The organism is Tabrizicola sp. T74 (genome assembly GCF_057219935.1).
Genome location: NZ_JBXVVT010000001.1, coordinates 564,007 through 589,989, shown reverse-complemented (window position 1 = coordinate 589,989; position 25,983 = coordinate 564,007). Strand labels below are relative to the sequence as shown.

General features: G+C 65.7%; 26 protein-coding genes. 8 read left to right on the top strand and 18 right to left on the bottom strand.

Translation table 11 applies throughout. From position 1 onward, the window contains the following. The first annotated feature begins 128 nt into the window (after positions 1–128). Complete coding sequence (locus AC2EAL_RS03110; RefSeq protein ID WP_484722705.1) at positions 129–983, top strand: DUF2189 domain-containing protein; 855 nt, start codon at positions 129–131, stop codon at positions 981–983. Between the two features lie 94 nt (positions 984–1,077). Here AC2EAL_RS03110 and AC2EAL_RS03105 read toward each other — a convergent pair whose 3' ends face one another. The 3 genes from AC2EAL_RS03105 to gloB form a co-directional block, all read right to left on the bottom strand. Beyond that, positions 1,078–2,013, bottom strand: coding sequence for a M23 family metallopeptidase (locus AC2EAL_RS03105; RefSeq protein ID WP_484722704.1), 936 nt, complete (start codon positions 2,011–2,013; stop codon positions 1,078–1,080). Then, entirely contained in the window at positions 2,010–4,328 is a 2,319-nt protein-coding gene (gene clpA / locus AC2EAL_RS03100; protein WP_484722703.1) for an ATP-dependent Clp protease ATP-binding subunit ClpA, read from the bottom strand. The genes AC2EAL_RS03105 and clpA overlap by 4 nt, the downstream gene beginning before the upstream one ends. Positions 4,329–4,487: 159 nt before the next feature. Beyond that, positions 4,488–5,255 carry a hydroxyacylglutathione hydrolase gene (gene gloB, locus AC2EAL_RS03095; protein WP_484722702.1) on the bottom strand — a complete coding sequence of 256 codons (768 nt, stop codon included), beginning with the start codon at positions 5,253–5,255 and terminating at the stop codon, positions 4,488–4,490. Positions 5,256–5,317: 62 nt separating this feature from the next. Between gloB and AC2EAL_RS03090 the strand changes: the two genes are divergently transcribed. The 6 genes from AC2EAL_RS03090 (at position 5,318) to AC2EAL_RS03065 (ending at position 11,159) form a co-directional block, all read left to right on the top strand. Beyond that, a complete protein-coding gene (locus tag AC2EAL_RS03090; RefSeq protein WP_484722701.1) occupies positions 5,318–6,085 on the top strand; it encodes a methyltransferase domain-containing protein in 768 nt (255 codons plus the stop codon). Positions 6,086–6,303: 218 nt separating this feature from the next. Beyond that, positions 6,304–6,864 (top strand): F0F1 ATP synthase subunit delta, encoded by a 561-nt coding sequence (locus AC2EAL_RS03085; RefSeq protein WP_484722700.1) that lies wholly within the window; start codon positions 6,304–6,306, stop codon positions 6,862–6,864. Further along, positions 6,864–8,402 (top strand): F0F1 ATP synthase subunit alpha, encoded by a 1,539-nt coding sequence (gene atpA / locus AC2EAL_RS03080; protein WP_484722699.1) that lies wholly within the window; start codon positions 6,864–6,866, stop codon positions 8,400–8,402. Before AC2EAL_RS03085 ends, atpA begins: the two co-directional genes overlap by 1 nt. Before the next feature lie 22 nt (positions 8,403–8,424). After that, positions 8,425–9,291: a F0F1 ATP synthase subunit gamma gene (locus AC2EAL_RS03075; RefSeq protein WP_484722698.1), complete on the top strand. Its 867-nt coding sequence runs from the start codon at positions 8,425–8,427 to the stop codon at positions 9,289–9,291. 20 nt (positions 9,292–9,311) lie between these two features. Then, a complete protein-coding gene (atpD, locus tag AC2EAL_RS03070; protein WP_484722697.1) occupies positions 9,312–10,754 on the top strand; it encodes a F0F1 ATP synthase subunit beta in 1,443 nt (480 codons plus the stop codon). 9 nt (positions 10,755–10,763) lie between these two features. Then, on the top strand, positions 10,764–11,159 hold the full coding sequence (locus tag AC2EAL_RS03065; protein ID WP_484722696.1) for a F0F1 ATP synthase subunit epsilon: 396 nt from the start codon (positions 10,764–10,766) through the stop codon (positions 11,157–11,159). 69 nt (positions 11,160–11,228) lie between these two features. On the opposite strand, the gene AC2EAL_RS03060 is transcribed toward AC2EAL_RS03065, so the two are convergent. Beyond that, a complete protein-coding gene (locus tag AC2EAL_RS03060) occupies positions 11,229–12,554 on the bottom strand; it encodes a hypothetical protein (RefSeq protein WP_484722695.1) in 1,326 nt (441 codons plus the stop codon). A gap of 373 nt (positions 12,555–12,927) precedes the next feature. Here AC2EAL_RS03060 and AC2EAL_RS03055 point away from each other — a divergent pair, with 373 nt between their 5' ends. Beyond that, on the top strand, positions 12,928–13,197 hold the full coding sequence (locus AC2EAL_RS03055; RefSeq protein WP_484722694.1) for an H-type lectin domain-containing protein: 270 nt from the start codon (positions 12,928–12,930) through the stop codon (positions 13,195–13,197). Here AC2EAL_RS03055 and AC2EAL_RS03050 read toward each other — a convergent pair. From AC2EAL_RS03050 to AC2EAL_RS02985, 14 genes are all read right to left on the bottom strand, one after another. Next, positions 13,190–14,092, bottom strand: coding sequence for a phosphatase PAP2 family protein (locus AC2EAL_RS03050; RefSeq protein WP_484722693.1), 903 nt, complete (start codon positions 14,090–14,092; stop codon positions 13,190–13,192). The genes AC2EAL_RS03055 and AC2EAL_RS03050 overlap by 8 nt on opposite strands. A 154-nt stretch (positions 14,093–14,246) precedes the next feature. After that, the gene (locus AC2EAL_RS03045) at positions 14,247–15,266 is read right to left on the bottom strand and encodes a ribose-phosphate pyrophosphokinase (protein WP_484722692.1); all 1,020 of its coding nucleotides are present in this window, start codon (positions 15,264–15,266) and stop codon (positions 14,247–14,249) included. A 114-nt stretch (positions 15,267–15,380) separates the two neighbouring features. Beyond that, positions 15,381–16,397 carry a threonine aldolase family protein gene (locus AC2EAL_RS03040; protein WP_484722691.1) on the bottom strand — a complete coding sequence of 339 codons (1,017 nt, stop codon included), beginning with the start codon at positions 16,395–16,397 and terminating at the stop codon, positions 15,381–15,383. Continuing rightward, positions 16,397–16,849 carry a YcgN family cysteine cluster protein gene (locus AC2EAL_RS03035; protein ID WP_484722690.1) on the bottom strand — a complete coding sequence of 151 codons (453 nt, stop codon included), beginning with the start codon at positions 16,847–16,849 and terminating at the stop codon, positions 16,397–16,399. The genes AC2EAL_RS03040 and AC2EAL_RS03035 overlap by 1 nt, the downstream gene beginning before the upstream one ends. A 39-nt stretch (positions 16,850–16,888) precedes the next feature. Continuing rightward, positions 16,889–17,812, bottom strand: a complete 924-nt coding sequence (locus AC2EAL_RS03030; RefSeq protein ID WP_484722689.1) for a bifunctional riboflavin kinase/FAD synthetase — start codon at positions 17,810–17,812, stop codon at positions 16,889–16,891. Between the two features lie 30 nt (positions 17,813–17,842). Further along, positions 17,843–18,286, bottom strand: a complete 444-nt coding sequence (locus tag AC2EAL_RS03025) for a MaoC family dehydratase (RefSeq protein WP_484722688.1) — start codon at positions 18,284–18,286, stop codon at positions 17,843–17,845. A 117-nt stretch (positions 18,287–18,403) separates the two neighbouring features. Then, a complete protein-coding gene (locus tag AC2EAL_RS03020; protein WP_484722687.1) occupies positions 18,404–19,294 on the bottom strand; it encodes a TIGR01459 family HAD-type hydrolase in 891 nt (296 codons plus the stop codon). A 107-nt stretch (positions 19,295–19,401) separates the two neighbouring features. Further along, entirely contained in the window at positions 19,402–20,319 is a 918-nt protein-coding gene (locus tag AC2EAL_RS03015) for a manganese-dependent inorganic pyrophosphatase (RefSeq protein WP_484722686.1), read from the bottom strand. Between the two features lie 75 nt (positions 20,320–20,394). Beyond that, positions 20,395–21,384 (bottom strand): sterol desaturase family protein, encoded by a 990-nt coding sequence (locus tag AC2EAL_RS03010; RefSeq protein ID WP_484722685.1) that lies wholly within the window; start codon positions 21,382–21,384, stop codon positions 20,395–20,397. 3 nt (positions 21,385–21,387) lie between these two features. Then, the gene (locus tag AC2EAL_RS03005) at positions 21,388–22,233 is read right to left on the bottom strand and encodes a 3-methyl-2-oxobutanoate hydroxymethyltransferase (protein ID WP_484722684.1); all 846 of its coding nucleotides are present in this window, start codon (positions 22,231–22,233) and stop codon (positions 21,388–21,390) included. After that, positions 22,230–23,225: a hypothetical protein gene (locus AC2EAL_RS03000; protein WP_484722683.1), complete on the bottom strand. Its 996-nt coding sequence runs from the start codon at positions 23,223–23,225 to the stop codon at positions 22,230–22,232. Before AC2EAL_RS03000 ends, AC2EAL_RS03005 begins: the two co-directional genes overlap by 4 nt. Beyond that, on the bottom strand, positions 23,222–24,103 hold the full coding sequence (locus AC2EAL_RS02995) for an SMP-30/gluconolactonase/LRE family protein (protein WP_484722682.1): 882 nt from the start codon (positions 24,101–24,103) through the stop codon (positions 23,222–23,224). Before AC2EAL_RS02995 ends, AC2EAL_RS03000 begins: the two co-directional genes overlap by 4 nt. Continuing rightward, the gene (locus tag AC2EAL_RS02990; RefSeq protein ID WP_484722681.1) at positions 24,100–25,200 is read right to left on the bottom strand and encodes a mannonate dehydratase; all 1,101 of its coding nucleotides are present in this window, start codon (positions 25,198–25,200) and stop codon (positions 24,100–24,102) included. Before AC2EAL_RS02990 ends, AC2EAL_RS02995 begins: the two co-directional genes overlap by 4 nt. Next, positions 25,200–25,976: an SDR family NAD(P)-dependent oxidoreductase gene (locus AC2EAL_RS02985; RefSeq protein WP_484722680.1), complete on the bottom strand. Its 777-nt coding sequence runs from the start codon at positions 25,974–25,976 to the stop codon at positions 25,200–25,202. Before AC2EAL_RS02985 ends, AC2EAL_RS02990 begins: the two co-directional genes overlap by 1 nt. Positions 25,977–25,983: the final 7 nt, after the last annotated feature.

Genomic DNA, 25,983 nt, shown 5'->3' with positions numbered 1-25,983 from the left:
ATCCGTGACTGTATTGCGACGGGTTTCGTGGTAGGCTTCTATCACCAACAATTCGTGCTTGCCGTCGTTGCCACTGGGACGTCCCCAGGCAGGACCAGCCGGGCGTCCCCTTTGCGGGAGGACCCCTGATGCCGAAGACGATTGGAAACCCCCTGTCCTGGACCTTTGGTGCTCTCGGCTCGGCCGCGGGCTATGCGACCGATATCGCGGCGCATGCGTCGGCCGATCCGACCCTGCGGCCCGAGACCAGGGCGCTGGGTACGGGTGACCTGCGCGAGGCCCTGCGCAAGGGGTGGGACGACCTGGCTGCGATGCGGTCGGACGTGATGTTCGCCTGCATGCTGTATCCCGCGATGGGGGCGGTGCTGCTGGCACTGGCCAGCCAGGGCAACCTCAACCACCTTCTGTTCCCGGTCCTGTCCGGCTTTGCCCTGGTCGGGCCGGTGGCGGCGCTGGGGCTCTACGAACTCAGCCGGCGGCGTGAGGCTGGGGCAGAGGTCAGCTGGGGCGCGATGTTCGACGTGCTGCGGAATCCACGCTTCCCGCGCATCCTCATGCTGAGCCTGTTCAACGCGGTGATCTTCATGGCCTGGCTCTTGATCGCCGACGCGATCCATGCGTCGACCCTGGGGACGGAGCGGGTGATGGGCATCGGCGCCTTGCTGGCCGAGGCGGTGTCGACCCCGGCGGGCTGGGTGATGATCGTGGTGGGGACCGGGGTCGGGTTCCTGTTGGCGGTGGCGGTGCTGGCGATCAGCGTGGTCTCGTTCCCGCTGCTGCTGGACCGGAACGTGACGCTGCCGGTCGCGGTGATGACCTCGGTCCAGGTCGCGCGGGAGAATCCGGTGGTGATCGCCACCTGGGGACTGATTGTCGCTGGGGGGTTGGTGCTGGGGATCCTGCCGTTCCTGCTGGGCTTGGTGGTGGTGCTGCCGGTCCTGGGGCATGCGACCTGGCATCTGTACCGGCGGGCGGTGGTCTGACCCTGTCCACGGTGGACAAACGCTGATGGGTGAATGATTACAATGACTTGCGCGCGGGCGTTAGGGATCTGTTAACCTGCGCCCGCGCCGCGCGTCACGGCCCGACGGTGATGCCGATCTGCATCTTGTCAATTTCCTTGCCACCCCGGATCAGCGTCGCCGTGGCGCCATACTGGCCCGGTGGCCAGTCCGTAGTGCCTCGCTTCCAGCCATAGGCGCGAAAGGCCAGGGCCTGGGTCTTCTCCAGCGAAACCTCGTCGCCCCAGACCTCTCCGTCCGGCCAGGTCAGGGCGAACAGGATGGTGTCCCCGGCCCGTGGCCCGAAGAAATAGGCCCAGATCACCAGGGCGGGCGCGTCGGTGGGCAGATCGGGCGACGGCAGCCCGGCCTTGATCGCGTCAAAGCCCGGAACGGCGGTGCTGATCCCGATACCGAGAAGACCGCCGGGTTCGACCAGAGGGTCCTGCGCCCAAAGATCATCGACCGACGCCCCGCAGGTGCTGCTGCCCAGTGAGAACGGGTCGAGTTTCTGGCCGTTCTGGCGGACTGACAGGTGAAGGTGCGGAAACTCGGCCAGGCCAGATTGCCCGATCAGGCCGATGGGCGTGCCGGCCTGGACCTTGTCGCCAGGCCTGACGATCACCGAGCCATTCTTCAGGTGGCAGTACTGGGTTTCCCAGCCCTGCCCGTGGTCGATGACGGCGGCATTGCCGCATTCCTTGCCAGGCACGGCCGGGGCAAAGTCCGCGACCCCATCCCTTACCCGCGTGACGGTGCCGGGGGCGGCGGCGAGGACGGCGACGCCTTCCTCCATCGCGGCGCGGGTGGGAACGGCGAAATCGGTCCCGTCGTGACCGTCATAGACCAGCGGGCCGCAGGTAAAGTCCTTCGCGCCGGGCCCCGGATCGTGATCGAAATACTGCTGGATATAGCAGGTCTCGCCCAGGGTGCAGTCCACCGGCAGCACCAATTCAAAGGCCCCCGCCGGAAGGGCGAGGGCCAATGTCAGGACTGCAGCGGTGCGGATCACTCAGCCGTCAGCAGCGGCGGCTTGGACTTGGTGATCGCGGGCTTGGCCGGTTCCTCGATGTCGAGAACGATGGCGTCGTCCTTGACCTTGACCCGGACCACACCGCCCTTGACCAGCTTGCCGAACAGAAGCTCTTCGGCGAGCGGCTTCTTGATGTGTTCCTGGATCACGCGGCCCAGCGGACGCGCGCCCATCTTGTCGTCATAGCCCTTGTCGCCCAGCCACATAGCGGCTTCGGGGGACAGCTCGATATGGACGTTGCGGTCCATGAGCTGGGCTTCAAGCTGCAGAACGAACTTTTCCACCACCTGCATGATGATGTCCTTGCCCAGCGGGGCAAAGTTGATCACCGCGTCCAGACGGTTGCGGAATTCCGGCGTGAAGGTCCGCTCGATGGCGGCGGTGTCTTCCCCGGTGCGGCGTTCGCGGCCAAAGCCGATGGCGGCTTGCGACTGTTCCCGTGCGCCCGCGTTCGAGGTCATGATGAGGATCACGTTGCGGAAGTCGACGGTCCGGCCGTTGTGGTCGGTGAGCTTGCCGTGGTCCATCACCTGCAGAAGGATGTTGTAGACATCCGGGTGAGCCTTTTCCATTTCGTCCAAGAGCAGGACGGAATGGGGGTGCTGGTCGATGGCATCGGTCAGCATGCCGCCCTGGTCAAAGCCGACATAGCCCGGAGGCGCCCCGATCAGGCGGGAAACGGCGTGCTTTTCCATGTATTCCGACATGTCGAAGCGGATCAGTTCCACGCCAAGGCTGGACGCAAGCTGCTTTGCCACCTCGGTCTTCCCGACGCCGGTGGGGCCCGCAAAGAGGTAGTTGCCGATGGGCTTTTCCGGTTCGCGCAGGCCCGCGCGGGCCAGCTTGATCGCCGAGCAGAGCGCCTCAACCGCCTTGTCCTGACCGAAGACGACGCGCTTCAGCGTCTTTTCCAGATCGCGCAGGGTTTCGGCATCGTCCTTCGATACGGTCTTGGGCGGGATGCGGGCGATCTTGGCGACCACAGCCTCAATCTCTTTCACGCCAAGCGTCTTGCGGCGTTTGGAGTCCACCACCAGGTGCTGGGCAGCCCCGGCTTCGTCGATCACGTCGATGGCGCTGTCGGGCAGCTTGCGGTCATGGATATAGCGCGCGGCCAGTTCCACCGCCGACTTGATCGCGTCGTTGGTGTATTTCAGGTCGTGATGCTCCTCAAAGCTGGGCTTGAGGCCCATGAGGATCTTGATCGCATCCGGCACCGAAGGCTCATTCACGTCGATCTTCTGGAAGCGCCGCGACAGTGCACGGTCCTTCTCGAAGTGCTGACGGAATTCCTTGTAGGTGGTTGATCCCATGCAGCGCAGCTTGCCGCCCTGCAGCGCGGGTTTCAGGAGGTTCGAGGCATCCATCGCCCCGCCAGAGGTCGCGCCAGCGCCGATGACGGTGTGAATCTCGTCGATGAAGAGGATCGCGTCGGGGTGGTCTTCCAGTTCCTTGACCACCTGCTTCAGCCGTTCTTCGAAGTCGCCGCGATAGCGGGTCCCGGCGAGAAGCGCGCCCATGTCGAGCGAGAAGATCGTGGCCTTGGCCAGAACCTCAGGCGTTTCGCCGTTGACGATCTTGCGGGCAAGGCCTTCGGCGATCGCGGTCTTGCCGACGCCCGGGTCGCCCACCAGCAGCGGGTTGTTCTTGCGGCGGCGGCAGAGGACCTGGATCGCCCGCTCCACTTCGGATTCGCGGCCAATCAGCGGGTCGACGTCGCCCTTGCGGGCCTTCACGTTGAGGTCGACGCAGTATTTGGACAGCGCCGATTCCTTGGCTTCCCCCGCCTCAGCCTTGGGGGTTTCCTGCTGGTCTTCGGCGCCCTGGACAGGGCGGGATTCGCCGTAGGACGGGTCCTTCGCCACGCCATGCGCGATGAAGTTGACCGCGTCGTAGCGGGTCATGTCCTGTTCCTGCAGGAAGTAGGCGGCGTTCGATTCGCGTTCGGCGAAGATTGCCACCAGGACGTTGGCGCCCGTCACTTCGGTGCGGCCCGAGGACTGGACGTGGATCGCGGCGCGCTGGATCACGCGCTGGAAGGCGGCGGTGGGGACGGCTTCGGACCCTTCGACATCGGTGACGAGCGTCGACAGGTCGTCGTCGATGAAGTCGGTCAGGGTCTTGCGTAACTCATCCAGGTTGACCGCGCAGGCCTTCATCACGCGGGCCGCGTCGGGTTCGTCGATCAGCGCCAGCAGCAGATGTTCCAGCGTGGCGAGTTCGTGGCGGCGCGAATTGGCCAGGGCCAGGGCGCTGTGGATTGCCTGTTCAAGCGTGGTCGAAAACGATGGCACGTCAGTGCTCCTGTCCTGCAGGTTGGCCCGGGCGTATGGGCCCGTACCAACCGTGGCCTCATAAACTTAAAGTTCGGTTTTCTTCACCGCACTTCAAGCGCAATTTTCCAGATTTTGGGGTTTCCCCCGGACTCTCACGCCATTTGTGATAGTGCGCGCCTAGAACTTGTCTTTTCTGGCCCGGATTTCGGCGAAAACCGTGGCAGCGTCGGCATCTGGGAGGCCGACGGCTGCCTGAAGCGCGGGCAGGTGGGCCCGCAGATAGGGGTTCGTCGCCAGTTCTTCTTCGAGTGGAACGGGGACGGTGGGAAGCCCCTTGGACCGCCGGTCGGCGACCCAATCGCTACGGGAGATAAGGCGTGGATTGTCCGGTTCAAGGGTCAGGGCGAAGCGGAGGTTCGAGGCGGTGTATTCGTGGCCCGAGCAGATGAGGGTGTCGGGCGGTAGCGCGGCGAGCTTCTGGAGGGAGGCGTGCATCTGGCGGGCGGTGCCTTCGAAGAGCCGTCCGCAGCCGCCGGCCATCAGGCTGTCGGCGGTGAAGGCGAGTTTGGACTGCGGGAAGTGGAAGGCGATGTGGCCGAGGGTGTGGCCGGGGACGTCGATGACGCGGGCGAATTCGGTGCCGACCGAAAAGGACGAGGTTTCGTCGAGCGGAAGGTCGAGACGCGGCAGGCGGTGGGCGTCGGCGGCGGCGCCTAGGACCATTGCCCCCGTGGCCGTGCGCAGCGCGTCGACGCCCTGGATGTGGTCGTCGTGGTGGTGGGTGATGAGGATGTCGGTCAGTCGCCACTGGTGGGCAGACAGCGCGGCGAGGATCGGGCCTGCCTCGGGCACGTCGATGACGGCGGTCTGGCCGGTGCCTGCGTCGTGGATCAGGTAGGCGTAGTTGTCTTGCAGGCAGGGGATGGTGACGAGTTCAAGCGGCATGGTTTTTCGCACCCTAAGTGACTAGGTTACGGGCAGACTGACCGGAAGGATGCGCCCCCGCAATGCACCTTGATGTGCTGGACCTGAGGAATTTCTACTACCGGACGCAGCTGGGCCGGGTGGCGCAGCGGGCGATCCGGGATCAGGTCGTGCGCCTCTGGCCGCCGCAGGCGGGCGAAACGGTGGTGGGGTTCGGCTTCGCGGTACCGCTGCTGCGCCCCTACCTGGCAGAGGCGCGGCGGGTGATCGGGCTGATGCCGGGGCCGCAGGGGGTGATGCCCTGGCCGGCCGGGATGGAGAACGTGAGCGTCTTGTGCGAGGACACCGCCTGGCCGGTGCCGACGGGTCTGGTGGACCGGCTGGTGCTGATGCACGGGCTGGAAACCTCGGAAAACCCCTCGGCGGTGCTGGAGGAGGCGAGCCGGGTGCTGGGCCCCGGGGGTCGCGCTCTGTTCATCGTGCCGAACCGGTCGGGTCTGTGGTCGCGGCGGGACGAGACGCCCTTCGGCTTTGGTCGACCCTATTCGGTGTCGCAGCTGGAGACACAGCTGAAGCGGCACGGCTTCACCCCTGAACGCAGCTGTTCGGTCCTGTTCGCGCCGCCGTCGGGCACGCGGTTCTGGCTGCGGTCGGCGGACTTCTGGGAGGGCTTCGGGCGGAGGATGCCCTGGCTGGCCGGGGGCGTGCTGATGGTCGAGGCGTCCAAGCAGGTCTACGCGCCCACGCAAGGCGGTCTGCGTGCGGCGGTCAAGAAGCCGCTGCGGGTGCTGGAGGGCGTGGGCCAAGGCGCGCCCGAGCCTGCCTTGAACCGCGAGACCTCGTCGCGCTGAGCGGTCTGGCTGCGCCCGGGTGGCAACAGCGACAAAGTGACCGGGCACAGCGCCCAGAATCCCTCACGAAACGGCGAGCAACCCGGTTGCGGGGTGGGAAAGCCTCTGCTAAGGACCCCGCGACGGACTGCGCCGCTTGCGACGACTGTCGAGGTGTGTGCGGAAGGGATGGCCCGGTTCATCAGAGCCCTGGGCACAAGACATACGGAAGGGTTGACGTGTCAGAACCAGCTTCGATCTCTCTGGGCATTGCCGCACGCTATGCTTCGGCCTTGTTCGATCTGGCCAAGGACGGCGGCGCGCTGAAGGCACTGGAATCGGATGCAACCGCGCTGGCCGATACGCTGGCCGCCAGCGAAGAGCTGCGGGGCGTGATCGCCTCGCCGGTCATCAGCCGGGAAGATCAGGGCAAGGTCATCGCGGCGATCGCCGCGAAGCTGGGCCTGAGCACGCTGATGTCGAACACTCTGGCCCTGATGGCCGACAAGCGCCGCCTGTTCGTGCTGCCGCAGTTCGTGACCCAGCTGGCCGACCTGATCACCCAGGAAAAGGGCGAAGTGACCGCCGAGGTCACCGCCGCCCGCGCGCTGACTGCCGCACAATCCAAGAAACTTGCCGAGACGCTGAAGGCCCGCGTCGGCAAGACCGTGAAACTGAAAACGACCGTCGATGAATCCCTCATCGGCGGTCTTGTCGTCAAGCTGGGCTCGACCATGATCGACACTTCGGTCAAGGCAAAGCTCGCGGCCCTGCAAAATGCAATGAAAGAGGTTGGGTGATGGGAATCCAGGCTGCTGAAATCTCTGCGATCCTCAAGGAGCAGATCAAGAACTTCGGCAAGGACGCACAGGTGGCCGAAGTCGGTCGCGTGCTGTCGGTCGGCGACGGGATTGCCCGTGTGCATGGCCTCGACAACGTGCAGGCCGGCGAGATGGTCGAATTCCCCGGCGGTATCCGCGGGATGGCGCTGAACCTCGAAGTCGACAACGTCGGTATCGTTATCTTCGGGTCCGACCAGGACATCAAGGAAGGCGACACCGTCAAGCGCACCAAGGCCATCGTGGACGTGCCGGTGGGCAACGCCCTGCTGGGCCGCGTCGTGGACGGCCTGGGCAACCCGATCGACGGCAAGGGCCCGATCGCTTCGACCGAGCGTCGCGTGGCCGACCAGAAGGCCCCGGGGATCATTCCCCGCAAGTCGGTGCATGAGCCGATGGCGACTGGCCTTAAGGCCGTGGACGCGATGATCCCCGTTGGCCGCGGCCAGCGCGAACTGATCATCGGTGACCGCCAGACCGGCAAGACCGCCGTGGCGCTGGACACGATCCTGAACCAGAAATCCTACAACGACGCTGCCGGTTCGGACGAATCGAAGAAGCTGTACTGCATCTACGTCGCTGTCGGACAGAAGCGGTCGACCGTGGCCCAGCTGGTGAAGAAGCTGCAGGAAACCGGCGCGGACGCCTATACCATCGTCGTCGCTGCGACCGCTTCGGACCCGGCCCCGCTGCAGTTCCTGGCGCCTTACGCCGCGACCGCGATGGCGGAATTCTTCCGCGACAATGGCCGCCATGCCCTCATCATCTATGATGATCTTTCGAAGCAGGCCGTCGCCTACCGCCAGATGTCGCTGCTGCTGCGCCGTCCGCCGGGGCGTGAAGCCTATCCGGGCGACGTGTTCTACCTGCACTCGCGCCTGCTGGAGCGTTCGTCGAAGCTGAACGAGGACTTCGGTGCCGGTTCGCTGACTGCGCTGCCGATCATCGAAACCCAGGGCGGCGACGTGTCGGCCTTCATTCCGACGAACGTGATCTCGATCACCGACGGCCAGATCTTCCTGGAAACCGAACTGTTCTACCAGGGCATCCGTCCGGCCGTGAACACCGGTCTGTCGGTGAGCCGCGTGGGCTCCTCGGCCCAGACCAACGCGATGAAGTCGGTCGCGGGCAAGGTGAAGCTGGAACTGGCGCAGTACCGCGAAATGGCGGCCTTCGCGCAGTTCGGTTCGGACCTCGACGCCTCGACCCAGCAGCTTCTGAACCGCGGCGCGCGCCTGACCGAACTGATGAAGCAGCCGCAGTATTCGCCGCTGACCAACGCGGAAATCGTCTGCGTGATCTTCGCGGGCACCGCCGGTTACCTGGACAAGATCGCCGTCAAGGACGTGGGCCGGTTCGAGCAGGGGCTGCTGAAGCACCTCCGCTCCTCGGGCAAGGCGCTTCTGGACGACATCACCAAGAACGACCGCAAGGTGGCGGGCGATCTGGAGAAAGCGATCCGCGCGGAACTTGACGCCTTCGCCAAGACCTTCGCGTAAGTGGCCCTGAGGGAGTAGGCAGATGCCCAGCCTTAAGGACCTGAAGAACCGGATCGGAAGCGTGAAGAACACGCGGAAGATCACCAAGGCCATGCAGATGGTCGCGGCGGCAAAACTGCGCCGCGCCCAGGAAGCTGCCGAAGCCGCGCGTCCGTTCGCTGAACGGATGACGGCGGTCATGTCGGCGCTGGCTGCGGGCGTGGGCACCGGGGAAGGCGCACCAAAGCTTCTGGCCGGGAACGGCAAGGACCAGGTGCATCTTCTGGTGGTCATGACCAGCGAGCGCGGCCTGTGCGGCGGCTTCAACTCGTCGATCGTCAAGCTGGCCCGGACCCGGGCGAACGAGCTGGCGGCGGCGGGCAAGACGGTGAAGATCCTCACTGTCGGCAAGAAGGGCCGCGAGCAGCTGCGCCGCGACTGGGGCCAGGCGTTCATCGGCCACGTCGACCTGAGCGAAGTGAAGCGCGTGGGCTATGCCAATGCGCAAGGCATCGCGCGGGAAGTCATGGCGGCGTTTGAGGCTGGCGAAGCGGACGTGGTCACGATCTTCTACAACCGCTTCCAGTCGGTGATCAGCCAGGTCCCGACCGAACAGCAGGTCATCCCGGCCAAGTTCGAAGCCGCCAGCGCGACGGCACTGTACGACTACGAACCCTCGGAAGAGGCGATCCTCGCCGACCTTCTGCCGCGCGGGGTTGCCACGCAGATCTTCACCGCTCTCCTGGAAAACGGCGCCTCGGAGCAGGGCGCGCGGATGTCCGCGATGGACAACGCGACCCGCAACGCCGGCGACATGATCAACCGACTGACGATCCAGTACAACCGGAGCCGTCAGGCCGCGATCACCAAGGAACTCATCGAAATCATTTCGGGCGCCGAGGCGCTCTGACGAACCCGGAGTAGACAACAATGGCAAAAGCCCCGAAAGCCTCTGCTGGCGCTGGCAAGGTGACCCAGGTCATCGGCGCGGTCGTCGACGTGCAGTTCGACGGCGCGCTTCCCGCGATCCTGAACGCGCTGGAAACCGACAACAACGGCAAGCGTCTGGTCCTGGAAGTGGCCCAGCACCTTGGCGAAAACACCGTCCGCTGCATCGCGATGGACGCGACCGAAGGCCTCGTCCGCGGCGCTGGCGTCAAGGACCTTGGCGCGCCGATCTCGGTTCCGGTGGGTGACGCGACGCTCGGCCGCATCCTGAACGTCATCGGCGAGCCGGTGGACGAAAAGGGCCCGGTCGTGGCCAAGGAAATGCGCCCGATCCACCAGCCTGCCCCTTCGTTCAGCGAACAGGCGACGGAATCCCAGGTGCTGGTCACCGGCATCAAGGTCATCGACCTTCTGGCGCCCTACGCCAAGGGCGGGAAGATCGGCCTCTTCGGCGGCGCCGGTGTGGGCAAGACGGTTCTGATCATGGAACTGATCAACAACATCGCCAAGGTGCACTCGGGCTATTCCGTGTTCGCCGGTGTGGGTGAACGGACCCGTGAAGGGAACGACCTCTATCACGAAATGATCGAATCGGGCGTTATCAAGATCGACGACCTGACCGCCTCGAAGGTGGCGCTGGTCTACGGTCAGATGAACGAACCCCCGGGGGCCCGTGCCCGTGTGGCGCTGACCGGCCTGACCCTGGCCGAGCAGTTCCGTGACCAGTCCGGGACCGACGTTCTGTTCTTCGTCGACAACATCTTCCGTTTCACCCAGGCGGGTTCGGAAGTGTCGGCGCTCCTCGGCCGTATCCCTTCGGCCGTGGGCTACCAGCCGACGCTGGCCACCGACATGGGTGCGCTGCAGGAACGCATCACCTCGACCAAGGCGGGGTCGATCACCTCGGTGCAGGCGATCTACGTTCCGGCCGACGACCTGACCGACCCTGCGCCTGCCACCTCCTTCGCCCACCTCGACGCCACGACGGTTCTGTCGCGTGCGATCTCGGAGCTTGGGATCTACCCGGCGGTGGACCCGCTCGACTCGACCTCGCGTCTGCTGGACCCGGCGGTCATCGGGGAAGAGCACTACAACGTCGCCCGTTCGGTGCAGGGTATCCTTCAGCGCTACAAGTCGCTGCAGGACATCATCGCCATCCTCGGCATGGACGAACTGTCGGAAGAGGACAAGCTGACTGTGGCCCGCGCCCGGAAGATCCAGCGCTTCCTGTCCCAGCCGTTCGACGTGGCGAAGGTGTTCACCGGCTCGGACGGTGTGCAGGTTCCGCTGGAAAAGACCATCGCGTCCTTCAAGGCGGTGGTGAACGGCGAATATGACCACCTGCCGGAAGCTGCCTTCTACATGGTTGGCGACATCGACGAAGTGAAAGCCAAGGCTGCCAAACTCGCCGCAGCTGCAGCGTAAGGGGGCGACATGGCAACCAGCACGGTTCAATTCGACCTGGTCAGCCCGGAACGCCGCCTTGCGTCGTACCAGGCGACCGAGGTCCAGATCCCGGGCGCGATGGGCGATCTGACGGCGATGGAGGGTCATGCGGCCACCATCACCTCGCTGCGGCCGGGCCTCCTCAAGGTGGTCAACGCCGACGGCATGAAGGCCTATGTCGTCACCGGCGGCTTTGCCGAGATCAGCGCGACCGGCGTTTCGGTTCTGGCCGAACAGGCGGTGCCGCTGGACGAGATGACCCCGGCGCAACTGGACGCGCTGGTGGCCGATGCCTGCGAGGCGGCAGCCGTCAACTCGGACAAGGACACGGCTGACAAGGCGGTGGCAGACCTTTACGCGATGCGGGCCGCTGCGGGCATCTAAGCCTTCAGGCCCTGCAAGAATCTTGGAAAGACCCCGGGTGCGCCCGGGGTCTTCCTGTTTTCGGGGGGCCTAAGCGTCGATCGGCTCTGCCTCGCCCACCGGGCAGCAGCGATACTCCTGGCTCTTTTCCAGCAGGTCGATCTGCTTGGCCAGCAGCTTGTTCTCCAGCGCCTTCCGCTCCAGGTCCAGCGCGATCGACTTCTGGCGGCTGTCCTCGCAGGTGTTGCAGCGGTCAAGGCACCCCTTCACCACGATGCCTTGCGTCGGCAGGCAGAAGGTCCGCTCGAAGTTCAGCTCTGCCGCAAGCTTGGCGCCGACCTCGTCCGAGCCGACCTGGGCCAGCACGCCTTCCTTGACCAGATCGGCATCGACCTTCTTCAGGACAGCATCCTGCGCCTCGACGGCAAGCGGCTGGGTGGCGATGGCGACCCGGAACGGCGTCAGGACCGGGGCGAAGCCGCCGACGCTGCCGATCCCGTTCGGGGTCCCCAGCACGTTCGCCTGCTGTGCCGCTGCCGAAGTGCGGCCTTCGGTCTGCACCGCGATCCGCCCAGCCTGGGTGGCCAGGATGCCCGCAGGCAACACTTTGACCCCGGTCCCCGGCCGCACCGGCCGCGCCACGACCGAGCTGTCCCCAGCCGCATCGACCACCCGGCGCAATACCGACACCACGCGGAACTTCAGCGTCTGCTGCTTGACCAGCTGATAGGCGAAATATGTGACGGCGTGGCACTGGTTCTTGTTCTCGAAGGTCCGGGTCGAGGCTTCATAGGCGTCCTCGCTTTCACCTTCGGTATGGGTCCGGCTTTGCACCTCGCCCATCTGCACCGCATTGGCCGCCCGCGTCGACTGCACCGACCGGTCATGCGAGGTCCGGACATGGTTCGACAACTCCCGCATGAAGGACGAGGCGCTGCGCGAGTTGAAGTTGCCCTCGACATTGACGCTGCCGCCGCCGGCAAAACCGATCGAGGCATAGGAGGCGTCGACATCCGTCTCGAAGTCCGAATGCGACGAAGACGATGCCGAACCGCGGTCCGTCGCCGTCAGGTCCGAGGCATAGCGGTCCATCGCGCGCATGTAGTAGGTCTCTTCCGACGACTGCTCGTGCCGGTAGCTGACCTTCGATTCCGAATCGTAGGTAAAGCGGGTGTTGCGGGTGGAGTTGAACAGCCGGACCTTTTCGCCCGGCAGTAGGGTGGTCGAATAGACCACGTCGCCCAGCGACAAGGGGCCGGGGCAGCGTTCTAGTTCGGCAACGATGATGATCTCGACCGGGATGTCGCTCTGGCGGTTGGTGAGGCGGTAGGAAAACCGCAGCCGTTCGCAACAGGGTTCCTTCGCCACCTCGGGGCAGCAGGGCAAGTCATTGATGGAAATGGTTTCGTGTTCCATGTGAAGCACTCCATGAAAAAAGCGGGGTTCAAAAAGCCTCTTCCTGGACAGACGGCTGAAATTGCCCTTGCGACCAGAAGAGGAGAACAGGGTAGCACGAGTCGCCCCATGCGCTAAGTAACGCAAACCCCATGTCGGGCGGACAGTAGGGGAAGACCAGCGGCTTCTGGCCGTTTGAAGATGAAGGACAGGCCATTTCCCGCCGGTGGGCCGGGCCGACTGGGCCCCAGCATTTCTCTGGCCATGGAACCGAAACGGCGGCATCATCATGTACGGGGTTGGCGTTGGGTGGGTAATGCGGCGTTTTACGGGGCCAATTGGGGTCCAGCACGGTAGCAGGATACTGTTTTCGGACTTTGCCCATGACGGGGCGATGTGGACAGGCTCTGGCCCCCGCGAGGTGCGCCAGGTGCAAGAGTTCAGCGAGCCCTTTCAGTCCGTGCCCGTCGTCAGTGTCGGCATCTCGATGTGGGACATCGACCAGAAGACCAACTCGCGCGTCGACCTAAGCGCCGAGAACGTCACTGCGAAGGGGTTCGAGATCGTGTTCCGCACCTGGGCCGACACGCGGATCGCGCGGATCCGGGCCGACTGGATCGCCATTGGCCAGGCGCGGGACGAGGACGACTGGGACGTCAGCTAGCACCGGGCGGGTGGCGGATCAGGCGGTTGGTGATCCAGACCGACAGGGCAAAGACCACCAGCCCCGCGAGAAGGTCGACCAGATGATGCCCGCCGTGCGTCAGCGTTGCCGGGATCATCAGCGTGTTGACGCCGGCAAGCGGCAGGAAGGCGAAGGTGCCGCGCAGGAACCAGACCACCATCAGCGCCATGATCATGTGATAGGACGGAAAGGCCACGACCCCGGTGATGACCTCGGGGCTGATCTGGCGCGGGCCAACCTCGACCAGGTTCAGCAGGAACTGGCCATAGGCCGGGTTGAAGTAAAGGCCGGTGGCCTGCCGGTCAGCCTCGGGGATCGACTGGAAGGCCGATGGCCCGACGCTGGGGATGACCCACCAGATCGCGACCGCAATGACCAGAGTGATGATTCCGACCAAGAGGAAGCGGTGCAGCGCGACCTCACGCGACAGGGCGGACAGCAGGACGATGGTCAGCAGGATCTGCGGCAGCGAGGAGTGGTAGATGTAGCTTAGAACCACCGCAAAGCCTGGGTACTGGGCCAGCCAGGCCACGACCGTGGGCCAGTGATAGCCCACAATCGCGTCAGCCTCGATCAGGGCCGGGTCGATCAGCGGGTTGGCCAGGGGGAACAGCGCAAAGATGAAGATCGACGAGACGGCGGTAAAGCCGGTGAAGATCGCCGCACCGATCAGCGCCAGGGCCAGGCGCGGGGTGGCCTTGGTCTGCCGGACATAGGCACCGATGCCTGCCAGGCCAAGCGTGGCGAAGTAGCCGCCGAGGAAGGGCAGCCAGTTCACCTGCCGCTGCATCAGCACCGCCAGCGCCACCGCCATCAAGCCGACGAAACCGATGAACCACAGCATCACCGCCTCGGCTGGCAAGAGCCGGAGCATTCGGCTTGATCCGTGTCCAGCCATCGCAGTCTTTGACCACATCTGACGCCTGCCCATTCCCACCGGGGGCCCGCGATCTTGCGCGACCCTGCAACAATGCATGGACTATCGGGAAATTGGGCAGACTTTATGGCAATACCAGCGCCGTTTCGCGTCAGCTGCGCTGGTAGAGACCCTCATAGATCGGGACGAGGGTATCGGTCTCGAAGAGGGAGGACACCGACATTCCCCCCCAGATGTTCAGGATGGCCTGAGCGAACATCGGGGCGGTGGGGACGATGCGGATGTTCTTCGCGGCCTTCACCTGTTCGGTCGGCGCGATGGAATCGGTGATCACCAGCGACTTCATCACCGAATTCTGCACGCGTTCCACCGCAGGACCGGACAACACGCCGTGGGTGATGTAGCTGTGGACCTCGGTGGCGCCCGCCTCCATCAGCGTTTCGGCCGCCTTGCACAAGGTCCCCGCCGTGTCGCAGATGTCGTCGACGATGATGCACTTGTGGCCGCGCACGTCGCCGATCACCGTCATGCCCGCGACCTCGCCCGCTTTCTCGCGCCGCTTGTCGACGATGGCGAGCGGGGCGTTGATCCGTTTCGCCAGTTCCCGCGCGCGGGCCACGCCGCCCACGTCCGGCGAGACGACCATCAGGTCCTGCATCTGGCCCTTGAACTGGTGCTCGATATCCAGCGCAAAGACCGGCGAGGCGTAAAGGTTGTCGACGGGGATGTCGAAGAAGCCCTGGATCTGCGCTGCGTGGAGGTCAAGCGTCAGGACCCGGTCAACGCCCGCCTGGGTGATGAGGTTTGCCACCAGCTTGGCCGAGATCGGCGTGCGGGCCTTGGCACGGCGGTCCTGGCGAGCGTAGCCGAAATAAGGGATCACGGCGGTGATGCGGCTGGCCGACGACCGCCGCAGGGCGTCGGTCATGATCAGCAGTTCCATCAGGTTGTCATTCGCCGGGTTCGAGGTCGACTGGATGACGTACATGTCCTCGCCGCGGACGTTCTCGAACACCTCGACGAAGATTTCCTGGTCGTTGAACCGTTCGACCCGCGCGTCCACCAGGTTCACGCTCATCCCCCGGTGCATCGACATCCGCCGGGCGATGGACTTGGCGAGGGGGAGGTTCGCGTTCCCGGCGATGAGCTTCGGTTCGGTGACGGCGGGCATGGCGGCTCCGTGGCAGCGGATTCGGGATGCGCACCGCTTACCACCGGGTTTAGCGGTTGCAAACCGGCGCGACCGCTAACGGTACGAAAATCCTTGGCTCGTGGCGGAATGGGGTCAGAAGGCGTTCAGGAAGCGGTCGACATCGGCCTCGGTCGTAGACCAGGAGGCGACGAGGCGGGCCTTTTCGCGGCCCTCGGGGGCCGGGAAGCGGTAGTAATGCGCCCCGGCGGCTTCCAGCCGTTCGTGATGGCCGGTGCCCCACTCGGGGAAGAGCATGTTGGCATCGGCGGGCGGGACATGGGCCTGCCGGTCGCGCAGGCCGGTGACAAGACGCTGGCCCATCGCATTGGCCTGCGCCGCCAGCCGCAGCCAGAGGCCATCGGTCAGGTAGGCCTCCATCTGCGCCGACAGGAAGCGGTGCTTGGAAAAGAGATGCCCGCCCCGCTTGCGACGCAGTTCAAGTTCCCAGGCCTTGGCGGGGTTGAAGAGGACGACGCCTTCGACCCCCAGGCAGCCGTTCTTGGTGCCGCCCAGCGAAAGGACGTCGATCCCGGCTTTCCAGGTCATCTCGGCGGGTGTTGCGCCGGTGGCGACCAGGGCATTGGCAAAGCGCGCACCGTCGAGGTGGCAAGGGATACCCTTGGCCTTGGCCAGCGCGGTCAGGGCGGCGATCTCGGCGGGGGTATAGACGGTTCCGGCCTCGGTCACGTTGGTGAGGGAGAGCATGCCGCGCTGGACGCCGTGGACGCCGCTTTCGCCGGTGGTGGCGAGGGCTTGGGTGAGGGCGTCCGGGGTGATCTTGCCGTGATCGCCGGGGACGAGGACCAGCTTGGCACCGGAGTAGAATTCGGGCGCGTTGCATTCGTCTTCGGCGATGTGGGCGAGGCGGTGGCAGAAGACCGCGTCCCAGGGCTGGACATGGGTGGCGATGGCGAGAGCGTTGGCGGCGGTGCCGGTGGCGACAAGGCGGACCTCGGCCTGGGGCGCCTCGAACAGCTCGCGCACCAACTCGGTCACGCGCCCCATCGCGGCATCGGCGCCGTAGCTGCGCTCATAGCCCTCGTTGGCCTTGACGATTGCGGCCATGATCTCGGGGGCCGCGCCGGAAGTGTTGTCAGAGGCAAAGCGCATCAGGGGGTTTCCTCGATCAGATAGTCTTCCCAGTCGTCCTCGGGGATATCGCTTTCCGACAGGGTGATGCCCTGGATGGAATTGCCCGAGCTATGCGTGCTGTTCGGATCGCCGGTCACCAGCGGGTGCCATTCCGGCAGTTTCTTCTTCTTCCACAACAGCTTGTAGGCGCAGGTCGCGGGCATCCAGTAGGCGATCTTCGGCAGGGACTTCGGCGTGAGGACGACGCACTCTGGCACGTGGACCTTGCGGTTCGGGTAGTCGCGGCACTGGCAGGTGCTGCCGTCGAACAGGCGGCAGGCGATGCGGGTATAGGCGACCTCGCCGGTGTCCTCATACTCCAGCTTGTTCAGGCAGCATTTGCCGCAGCCGTCGCAGAGCGCCTCCCACTCGGCTTGCGTCATCTTGTTCAGGGGAACGGTTTCCCAGAAGCGGGGGCGAAGTGTGGTCATGCGCGAGAGGGTGGGGCGGCGGTGTGAAAAAGGGAAGGGTCAAAGCGCAGACAGGATCGCGCGGGACTTGGCGCAGTCGGCGTCCATCTGGGTGATGAGCGCGGGCAGGCCGTCGAACTTCAGTTCCGGACGCAGGAAGTCGACCAGAGCGACGGACAGGTGATGGCCGTAGAGGTCGCCCTTGAAGTCGAGAAGGAAGGTCTCCAGGTTCGGCACCTCGCCCGCGAACATCGGGCGCACGCCAAGGCTGGCCGCGCCCATGTAGGTGCCGGCATGCGGGCCGGTCAGCACGTCGACCTTGACGGCATAGACGCCAAAGCGCGGCAGGTGCAGGCCGGAAAGCGCCATGTTTGCCGTGGGATAGCCAAGCTCTCGACCCCGCTTTTCGCCGTGGATCACTTCGCCCTCAATCCGGTGCAGGTGGCCGAGCATGGCGGCTGCGTCACGGGGGCGGCCCTCGGTCAGGGCCTGGCGGATCGCGGTGGACGACACCTCGCGGCCCGCGATTTCGACCAGGGGCGCGATGGTGGTGGCGAAGCCGAAGCGGTCGCCCAGTGCGCGGAGGTCCTGGGCGGTGCCGCTGCGGCCCTTGCCAAAGCAGAAGTCGGCCCCGACGACGACGTGCGAGATGCCAAGCCCCTCGGCCAGAACGGTTTTCGCAAACTCTTCCGGCGTCAGGGCGGCGAGCGCGCGGTTGAAGGACAGCTGGAACAGATGCCGGACCCCCAGCTTGGCCAGCCGGTTGGCGCGGGCCTCGGCGTTCATCAGGCGGAAGGGCGGCGCGTCGGGGGCGAAGAACTGGCGGGGGTGCGGTTCGAAGGTGATGATGCCCAAGGGGCCACGGCCGCGCGCGAGGTCGATCACCGACTGATGCCCCAGATGCACGCCGTCGAAATTGCCCATGGCGACGGAGGCACCCCGGGCGTTGGGGTCAAGCCACTGGAAGTCCTGATGAATCTGCATCCGCGCCCTTCAAGGGGGCGTCTGGCCCCATCAGTCGAACTTGCGGCTGGGCGCCAGAACCAGCGCCTCACCCTTCAGCACTACGGTTTTACCCACCGAGGCCAGGGTTTCAAGGGTGACTCGGCGCTTTGCGTGGTCGATGGCGGTGACGATCACCTCGGCCCGGACCATGTCGCCGGGACGGACGGGGGCCATGAACTTGAGCGATTGCCCAAGGTAGACGGTGCCGTGGCCGGGAAGCTGTTCGCCGATGACGGCAGAGATCAGGCCGGCGGTCAGCATTCCATGGGCGATGCGGCCTTCGAAGATGGTGTCCTGGGCGTAGCTGTCATCCAGGTGTACGGGGTTCCGGTCGGTGGAAACCTCGGCAAAAAGCTCGATATCCCGGTCGGTTACAACTTTCGACATGTGGCGGGACATGCCGATTTCGATGTCCTCGATGCAGATCGTGCCGCGGGGCATGTTGTCCAGCATGGTAAGCGAATCCTTTCCGGCGCGCGGAGAGGCTAGCACATGCTGCAGCGCGGCACAATCCGTTGCGCAAGAATTGTTCAATACGACCTTGGTACGTGAACTAATCTTGCGGGTCGGTCAGCGAAGACGACCCATGGCGAAAGTGGGGGAGAGTTCCTTGCCCTCCAGCCAGTCGTCCAGGAGTGATTGGTCGGGGGCCTCGACATCCGCGCCGAAACGGTCTGCCTCCAGCCCGCCAGTGATGAAGAGGGTGTCGAGACCTTCACCGATACCGCCTTGAATATCCGTGGAAATCCCGTCGCCAATGCAAAGGATCTGCGGGTCGGCGGGTGCCCCGGATTCAGCCAGGCGGCGGCGGGCGAGGTCGTAGATCGGGGGGTGCGGCTTGCCGAAGTAGAGCGTCCAGCCGCCCATTTCCTCATAGGCCTGCGCCAGCGCCCCGGCGCAGTACAGCCGCCGGTCGCCGAGGTCGACGATGATGTCCGGGTTGGCACAAAGCATTGGCAGGCCTAGGGTTTTTGCCATGAGGAGCGTGGAGCGGTAGTCGTCGGGCGTCTCAGAAAGGTCGTCGGCGAGGCCGGTGCAGACGATCCCTTCCGCTTCCTGCAGGGGGACGCGGGTGATGGGCGGCTGCGTGGCGGCGTAGGCCGCAAGATCCTCGGCGAAGTCGGTAAAGAAAGGCTCATCCTTGGGCGCGCCGATGAAGTGGACCTTGCGGCCCACGGCGCCGGAGAGCATCCCCATCTGGGCGGCGTCGCCGGAGGTGACCACCAGGTCATAGGCGTCGCGGGGGACGCCCAGCCCGTCCAACTGCTTGATCACACTGGATTTTGGCCGTGGCGCGTTGGTCAGGAGGACGACCTTGCCGCCCGTCGCGCGGAAGCCCTGCAAGGCCGCGACGGCGGCGGGGTAGGCGGTCTTGCCGTTGTGCAGGCAGCCCCAGAGGTCGCAGAAGACGGCATCGTAGCGGCCGGTCAGGTCGGCGAGGGAACGGATGATCTCGGTCATTCGGGGCCCTTTCAGAGCGGAACCGGCAGTCTACGATGTGTCTACATCGCGTATACCGCCCATGCATACGCGCGTATGCACGGACGGTTGCGCAACAGGGCCTGAAATCAGAGTTTCAGCGCCGGGATGATCTGCTTCTTGCGGCTCATGATGCCCGGCAGGACGACGGTGTCGCCGGTGACCTTGGCGCCGAACGAGGCTTCGGCCATCTGCTTCACCAGATCGTTCGGGACGAGAAGGGTCGCCTCTTCCTTGATGATGTCGACGACGAAGAGGAGGACCTGATCGGCGCCGTCTTCCTTGGCGACATCGACCATCGAGCGCATCAGGCTGTCCTTGCGGTCAAGGACGACCTTGGGCGCAGTGGTTTCAAGGACGGAGACGCGAAGCTCTTTCCCGGCGACATTGTATTCCTTGGAGTCCATCCGCAGAAGCTCGGCGTCAGAAAAGGCGGAGACGTCGGATTTCGCCTCGAACATCTTCGTGGCGAGGTCGTTGATGTTGACGCCCAGGTCGGCGGCCAGCTTTTCGGCCACGGCGCGGTCGTGGGGGGTGGTGGTGGGCGACCGGAACTCCAGCGTGTCCGAAAGGATGCAGGAGAGCATCGCGCCCTTGATCGCCTTCGGCGCCTTGGCCACGTGCGCACCCATCAGGTCGTGCATGATGGTCGCGGTGCAGGCCAGCGGGCGGATGGTGATGTCGATCGGGGTCTTGGTCTTGATGCCGCCGACCAAGAGGTGGTGGTCGATGATGCCCTGGATCTTGGCCTCGTTGATCGAGGGGGGCAGTTCGGCCGGGTTGTTGGTGTCGACGATGACGACCTTGTCGTCGGCGGTGACGTCGGAAATGATAGCGGGCTTTTCCAGACCCCAGTGCTTCAGCACGAAGGCGGCTTCGGTGTTGGGTTCACCCAGAAGGACGGGCTTTGCCGGGGTGCCGGTCTCGGTCAGGTACCAGGCCCAGATTAGGGCTGAGCCGGTGGAATCGGTGTCGGGGGACTTGTGGCCGAAGACGAGGGTGGTCATGGAGAATGCCCTTACGGTTTCGCGATTTTCGGGCGCGGTATAGGCGAGGGCGCGGGGAATGTCACGCAGGCGCGGTCAGGCCTTTCGTGCCATGCGGCGGCGGCGTTCCTTGATGCGTTCCGTCGCCTCGTCCGAGCCATCGTGGAACGAGCCGAACCAGCGGTCCCAGGGGACCTCGGCGGTGCCGTAGTTGCATTCGAAGAAGCGATGATGGAGCTGGTGGTGGAAGTCGCCGGCGTTGATGACGCGGGTGTCCTTGGCCAGAACGCTTTCGAACCCGGCGTGGGAGAAGGAGGGGCCGATCATCTTGATGTAGATGTGGACGAGGAAGATCACCGGGTGCGACGGCACGATGAAGTGGATCAGGACGGCGGAGGCGTAGAGGAGGCTTTCCACCGGGTGCATCGAAAGGCCGGACCAGGGGCCGATGTTGATGGATCGGTGGTGGAGCGCGTGGACGCGGGCGTAGAGCGGCGGCCAGTGCAGGAGGCGGTGGACAAAGTAGAAGTGGGCCGAGGTGAAGATCGGCACGGCGAGGAGCCAGAGGAGGAACCAGACTTCATTGCCCTGGAAGGCGAAGGTGGGGATGACGCCGTTCGACACGCCCCACCAGTAAAGGACATCGAACAGTGTCCAGGCGGCGACGCCGGAGGTGAGGCTGTGGAACATGTTGTCCTTGACCTGGTCGCGGAAGGTGAAAGAGCCGTTGTCGCGCATCAGGGGGCGGGCGTCGTACTTCAGCCGGTCGCCCTGCATGGTGAAAGTGAAGAGCCAGAGGTGCAGGGTGCCTGCGTAGAGGGTGATGAGGATCAGGTTCCGCAGCCAGATCGTCAGGACCCAGCCGGGGGCGAGGGTCTGCATCGTCTCGGGGCTTGGCTGGAAGACGTTGTAGACGAGGATCGCGGTGGCGAGGAACAGGGTGCCGGAGGTGAGCTGGACCCAGCGCTTTGTCACCCACCAGAGCGCGGCCCTGGGGTTCAGGGGCCAGTGGAAGAGGGCTGAATCCGGGATGGGGAACGGGGGATGGTGGTTCCAGATTTCGCGGCGGGGGGGCTGGTCGGTCATGGGCTACTCGTGCGTCGGGCGGAGGCGGGCGAGGGCTTCGTGGAGCTTGTCGCGTTCCTCGGGCGGCATGGTTGTGGTGGTAGCTGGGTCGGGGAAGCTGCCGGTGCGGACGGCTTTGGCATAGGCGGTGAGGGCGCGGCGGCGTTCGGTGTCCAGCGCGGTGCGGAAGCTCGGGAGGTCGCCGAAGGATTTGGCGTGGCGGGGGAGTTTCGGGGTGTCGCCGCAGATGTCTGAGGTGAAGAGGAAGATGACGTCGGTGCCGGTCCCTGAGCCGATGCCGTGGGTGATGAGGGGGGTGCGAGCGCTGATAGCGGCGGCGGCTTCCTCGGCGACACATTCCAGTTCGACGGCGATGGCTCCGGCATCTTGCAAGCGTCTGACGTCGTGGAGGATCGACAGGGCCTCGTCGGCGGTGCGGCCCATCGCGCGCAAGCCCCCGGTGGTGATGGACTTGCGGGGGATGAGGCCGGCGTGGCCCTGGATGGACAGGCCTTCGCGCGCGAGCATCTCGATGATCTGCAGGCTGCGGATGGTGTAGATGCAATCGGCCCCGGCGGTGGCGACGCGGAAGGCCTCGCGGAGGACCTCGTCCGGGGTGACGATGTGCGGGGCGCCGATGGTGGCGATGATGTACTGGTCGGGGGCGGCGGCGCGGGCTTCGTCGTAGCGGAGCGAGGTGACGGAGAGGAGGTCGATGCCGGAGGCCGCGACGGCGGCGGCTTCCTCGGCGATGTCGCGGGTGGCGTTGGCTTGGGTCAGTTTGCGGCCCTCGGCTTTCGCCTGGCGGAGGTCGCGGAGCGTCAGGTTCCGCCGGGCGGGCTGGCCGCCGAAGGTGTAGATCGGGGTCATGTGCCGACCCCGATGCGGTAGCGGGTGGTGAAAGGGGTGCCGGGGTTGAAGCGGTGGGCGGTGCCGATGCCAAGCGTGCTGATCGGGTTCGGGGAGGTCGAGACTGCGGGGCCGAGGTCGAAGGCCGCGCAGACGGGTTCGACGCCAAGGGCGACGTGGCGGCTGTTCCAGGGCGCGTAGGCGCGGCCGCGGTTCGAGATCCAGAGGAGGAGGGAAGGGAAGTGGCTCGTGTCCCAGTCGAGGGTCACGTGCCAGCCGTCCGGGTGCTGCAGGCGAAAGCCGCCCGAGACGCCGCAGAGCTGGACGAGTTCTTCGGTGTCCTCCGTCAGCGGTAGCTGGATAAGGGAGAGGGTGCTGCCGTCGCGCCCTGGGACGGTGGACAGCGTCTTGAAGGAGGCACCGGGCTCTAGCAGGCCCTGGCCGGGTTCGACGTCGAGGGGGAAGGTGCGGCCCTGGCGGAAGGCGGGCGGGATCAGGCGGGCCTGGCCAGTGAGGGGCAGGCGGAGCGTGGGGTGCAGGCCAATGGGCAGGCGGCAGGGGCGGCGGGCCTCAACCGTAAGGGTGATGTCGAGGGCCGGGGCCTTGGGGTCGGCGGCGATGGTGCGGGTCAGGCGGCGGATCGGGTGGGTCTCGGGGTAATCGCAGGAGAGGGTGAGGTGGTCGGACGAGATTTCGGTGAAGACCCATTCGGCGTTGGAGGAATGGCCGTGGGGGACGCCTGCGCCGTCGAAGGTGTCTCCGGTGGCGGACCAGCCTTCGGGCAGCGCGCGGGGGGCGTCGGTGCCGAAGGGGACGCAGGGCCATTCGCCGCGCAGTTCGCGCAGGATCGGGGGATAGGCCTCGCGGTCAGGATCCTCGCCCCAGGGCGCGACGTGCAGGGGTGAGACCTCGCGGCCATCGGGCAGGCGGAAGGCGACGGGACCGAGCATGCCGCCCAGCGACTGCACGACCGCGAGCCCGTGTGACCAGAGGATCGCGCGCCGTTCGGTCACCGGATCGCCATCAGGTTTTCGGCCATGCCCGGCGTGTCGGTGCGCAGGCGGAAGAGGCTGCCGGCAAGCCGGTGGCCGGGGGGCGTGACGATGGAGGCGGTGGTGACGTAGAGGGTGCGCAGGTCCGCGCCGCCGAAAACGCAGGTGGTGACGTTGGGGACGCCGATGTCCACCTCGCCCTTCAGTTTGCCGTCGGGGCCGACACGGGCGATGCAGCCGCCGCCGAAGCGGCAGTTCCAGAGGTCTCCCGCAGCGTCGATGGCCGAGCCGTCGGGCAGGCCCCGGTCAAAGCCCCGGAAGTGGTCGCGGCGGTTGCTGATCTGGCCGCCATCGTAGTCGAAGGCCCAGATCACGTTGTCGAGCGTGTCGCCGAAGTAGAAGGTCTTGCGGTCCGGCGACCAGCAGAGAGTGTTGGAGATGCCGATACCTTCCACGAAGACGGTGACGCTGCCGTCGGGGGCGATGCGGAACAGTTTGCCCTCGCCCGGTCCGGCCTCGCCAAGTTCGCCATCGGGAAGGACGTTGTTCTTCATCGAGCCGACCCAGAAGTTGCCCAAGGGGTCGGTACGGCCATCGTTGAGACGGACCTTCGGGGAGCCCTCCAGCCGGAAGCCGTGGTCCTGGCGGCGGTCGGTGGCGGGCCACCACCAGATGAGTTTGGAGGCGAGGCAGACCAGCATCCTGCCGGGGTCGGTGGTCAGCGACAGGGCGACGACGGGTTCGTCGAAGAGCCAGGAGCGGGTGGCGGAGGAGGCCTCGTCAAAGCGGTGGATCAGGAAGCGGTTGATGTCGGTCCAGTAGACCGCGCGGTCGGGGGCGGACCAGACCGCGCCCTCGCCGCAGCGGTCGCCGACGGGGGTTGCGACCTCGACCGTCATTCTGCCGCCACCCGCAGGCTGCGCGCCGGGCCAAGGGCGTGGGCGTTCTGGACGAGGGCCTTCATGTAGCCCAAGGCGAAGGCTTTGCCCGCGTGCCAGGACGCATCGCAGGTCATTTCGGGCGTGTGGTCGGGGATCATCACGCCCTGGTAGTTCTCGTCGCGGAGGATGCGGACGATCTCGGCCATGTCAATGTCGCCGTCGTCGACAAAGGTTTCGACGTATTGCGGGACCTTGCCGCGCACGTTGCGGAAGTGGATGTAGCCGATCCTCCCTGTGCGGGCAAAGCGGCGGACGTGGTCGTAGATGTCGCCGCCGGGCATTTCCTGCAGCGAGCCGAGGCAGAGTTCGAGGCCGTTCCTCGAGCTGTCCACGAGGGACATGAGGCGGTCGTACTTCTCGGGCCGGTTCACCAGACGCGGGGTGTTTCTCAGGAGGTCGAGCGGCGGGTCGTCGGGGTGGGCGGCGAGGGTGACGCCGGCCTCTTCGGCCACGGGGATCATCTCGGACAGGAAGTGGCGAAGGCGATCCCAGAGTTCGGCCTCGGTGAGGGAGACCGGGGGCGCGCCGGGCCGTTCGGGGCGGTAGCGCATGTTCCAGACCATGCCGTCGGGGATCGGCGCGTCGAGTTCCGAGGGGGCCATGCCGAGGCCCACGGAATTGGCGCGGCCACGGGCATAAGGCCCCCGCGTCCAGCCGTAGACCCCGGCGATGGAGAAGTTGTAGCCGATGCAGGGGACGCCGGCCCTTCCGGCGTCGCGGATTAGGCGCTTCAGCCCCTCGATCTGGGCGGGGCGTTCGGGGCCGTCCAGAAGGACGTCGTACCAGAAGCGCGGGGAGAAGTTTTCAAGGGCGGCGAGTTCCAGGCCTTCGGCTTTCAGGGCGGCGACGAGGGCGGAGAGTTCGTCGTAGGTCCAGAGCGTGTCGGTGGAGCAGTCGCCCCACCCCTGCCGGGGATCGCCGCCGTGGATCTTCGGGTCGCGCCCCGCGAAGTAGTTGGTCAGGTGGGCGACGACATGGGTCGCGCCCGCCTGCACGGCGAAGCGGAAGTTGTCGGGGGTCAGCATTTCCCGATAGAAGCCGAGGCCGATTTTCATCACTTCACTCCAATTCCGGCGGTGAGGCCGCCGTCGATGCGGAAATCCGAGCCGGTGATGAAGCCGGCCTTGTCCGAGGCGAGGTAGGCGACGAGGTCGGCGACCTCTTCCGCCTCGCCGATGCGGCCGATGGGGTGGGCAGCGCCAAAGCGGGCGAAGGCCTCAGCCTCGGTCACGCCCTCGCCGCCGTAGGTGCGGGCGGCAAGCGACAGGAGCGGGGTGCGGACCGAGCCGGGAGAGATGGAGTTGACGCGAACTTTCTGGTCGGCGTGGTCCAGCGCCATCGCTCGGGTCAGAGCGTGGATTGCTCCCTTCGTGGCGACGTAAGCGGCGACGTTCTGCTGGCAATTGAAGCCCTGGACCGAGGCGATGTTCACGATCGCTCCGCCTTGCGCCATGTGGGGGATGCCGTGGCGGGCGATCAGGTAGATGGAGCCGACGTTGACCGCCATGCAGCGGGCGAAGGTGGCGGGGTCGGTGGTCAGGACCGTGCCATAGGGGTGGATCGCGGCGGAGTTGACGATGATGTCGAGCCGTCCGTGGCGGGCGATCAGGTCGGCCACGGCGGCGGCGACCTGGGTGTCGTCGGAGACGTCGCAGAGGCGGGCGGCCATCTGAAGGCCGTCGGTCTTGGCCAGCGCGTCGAATTCGGCGTTTGCTGCAGGATCGATGCCGAGGGCGAGGACCTTCGCACCGCCTTGCGCCAGCCGTCGGGCCGAGGCGCGGCCGATGCCGGAGGTGCCGGTGACGAGTGCGACTTTGCCTGAGAACTCCATGATGACC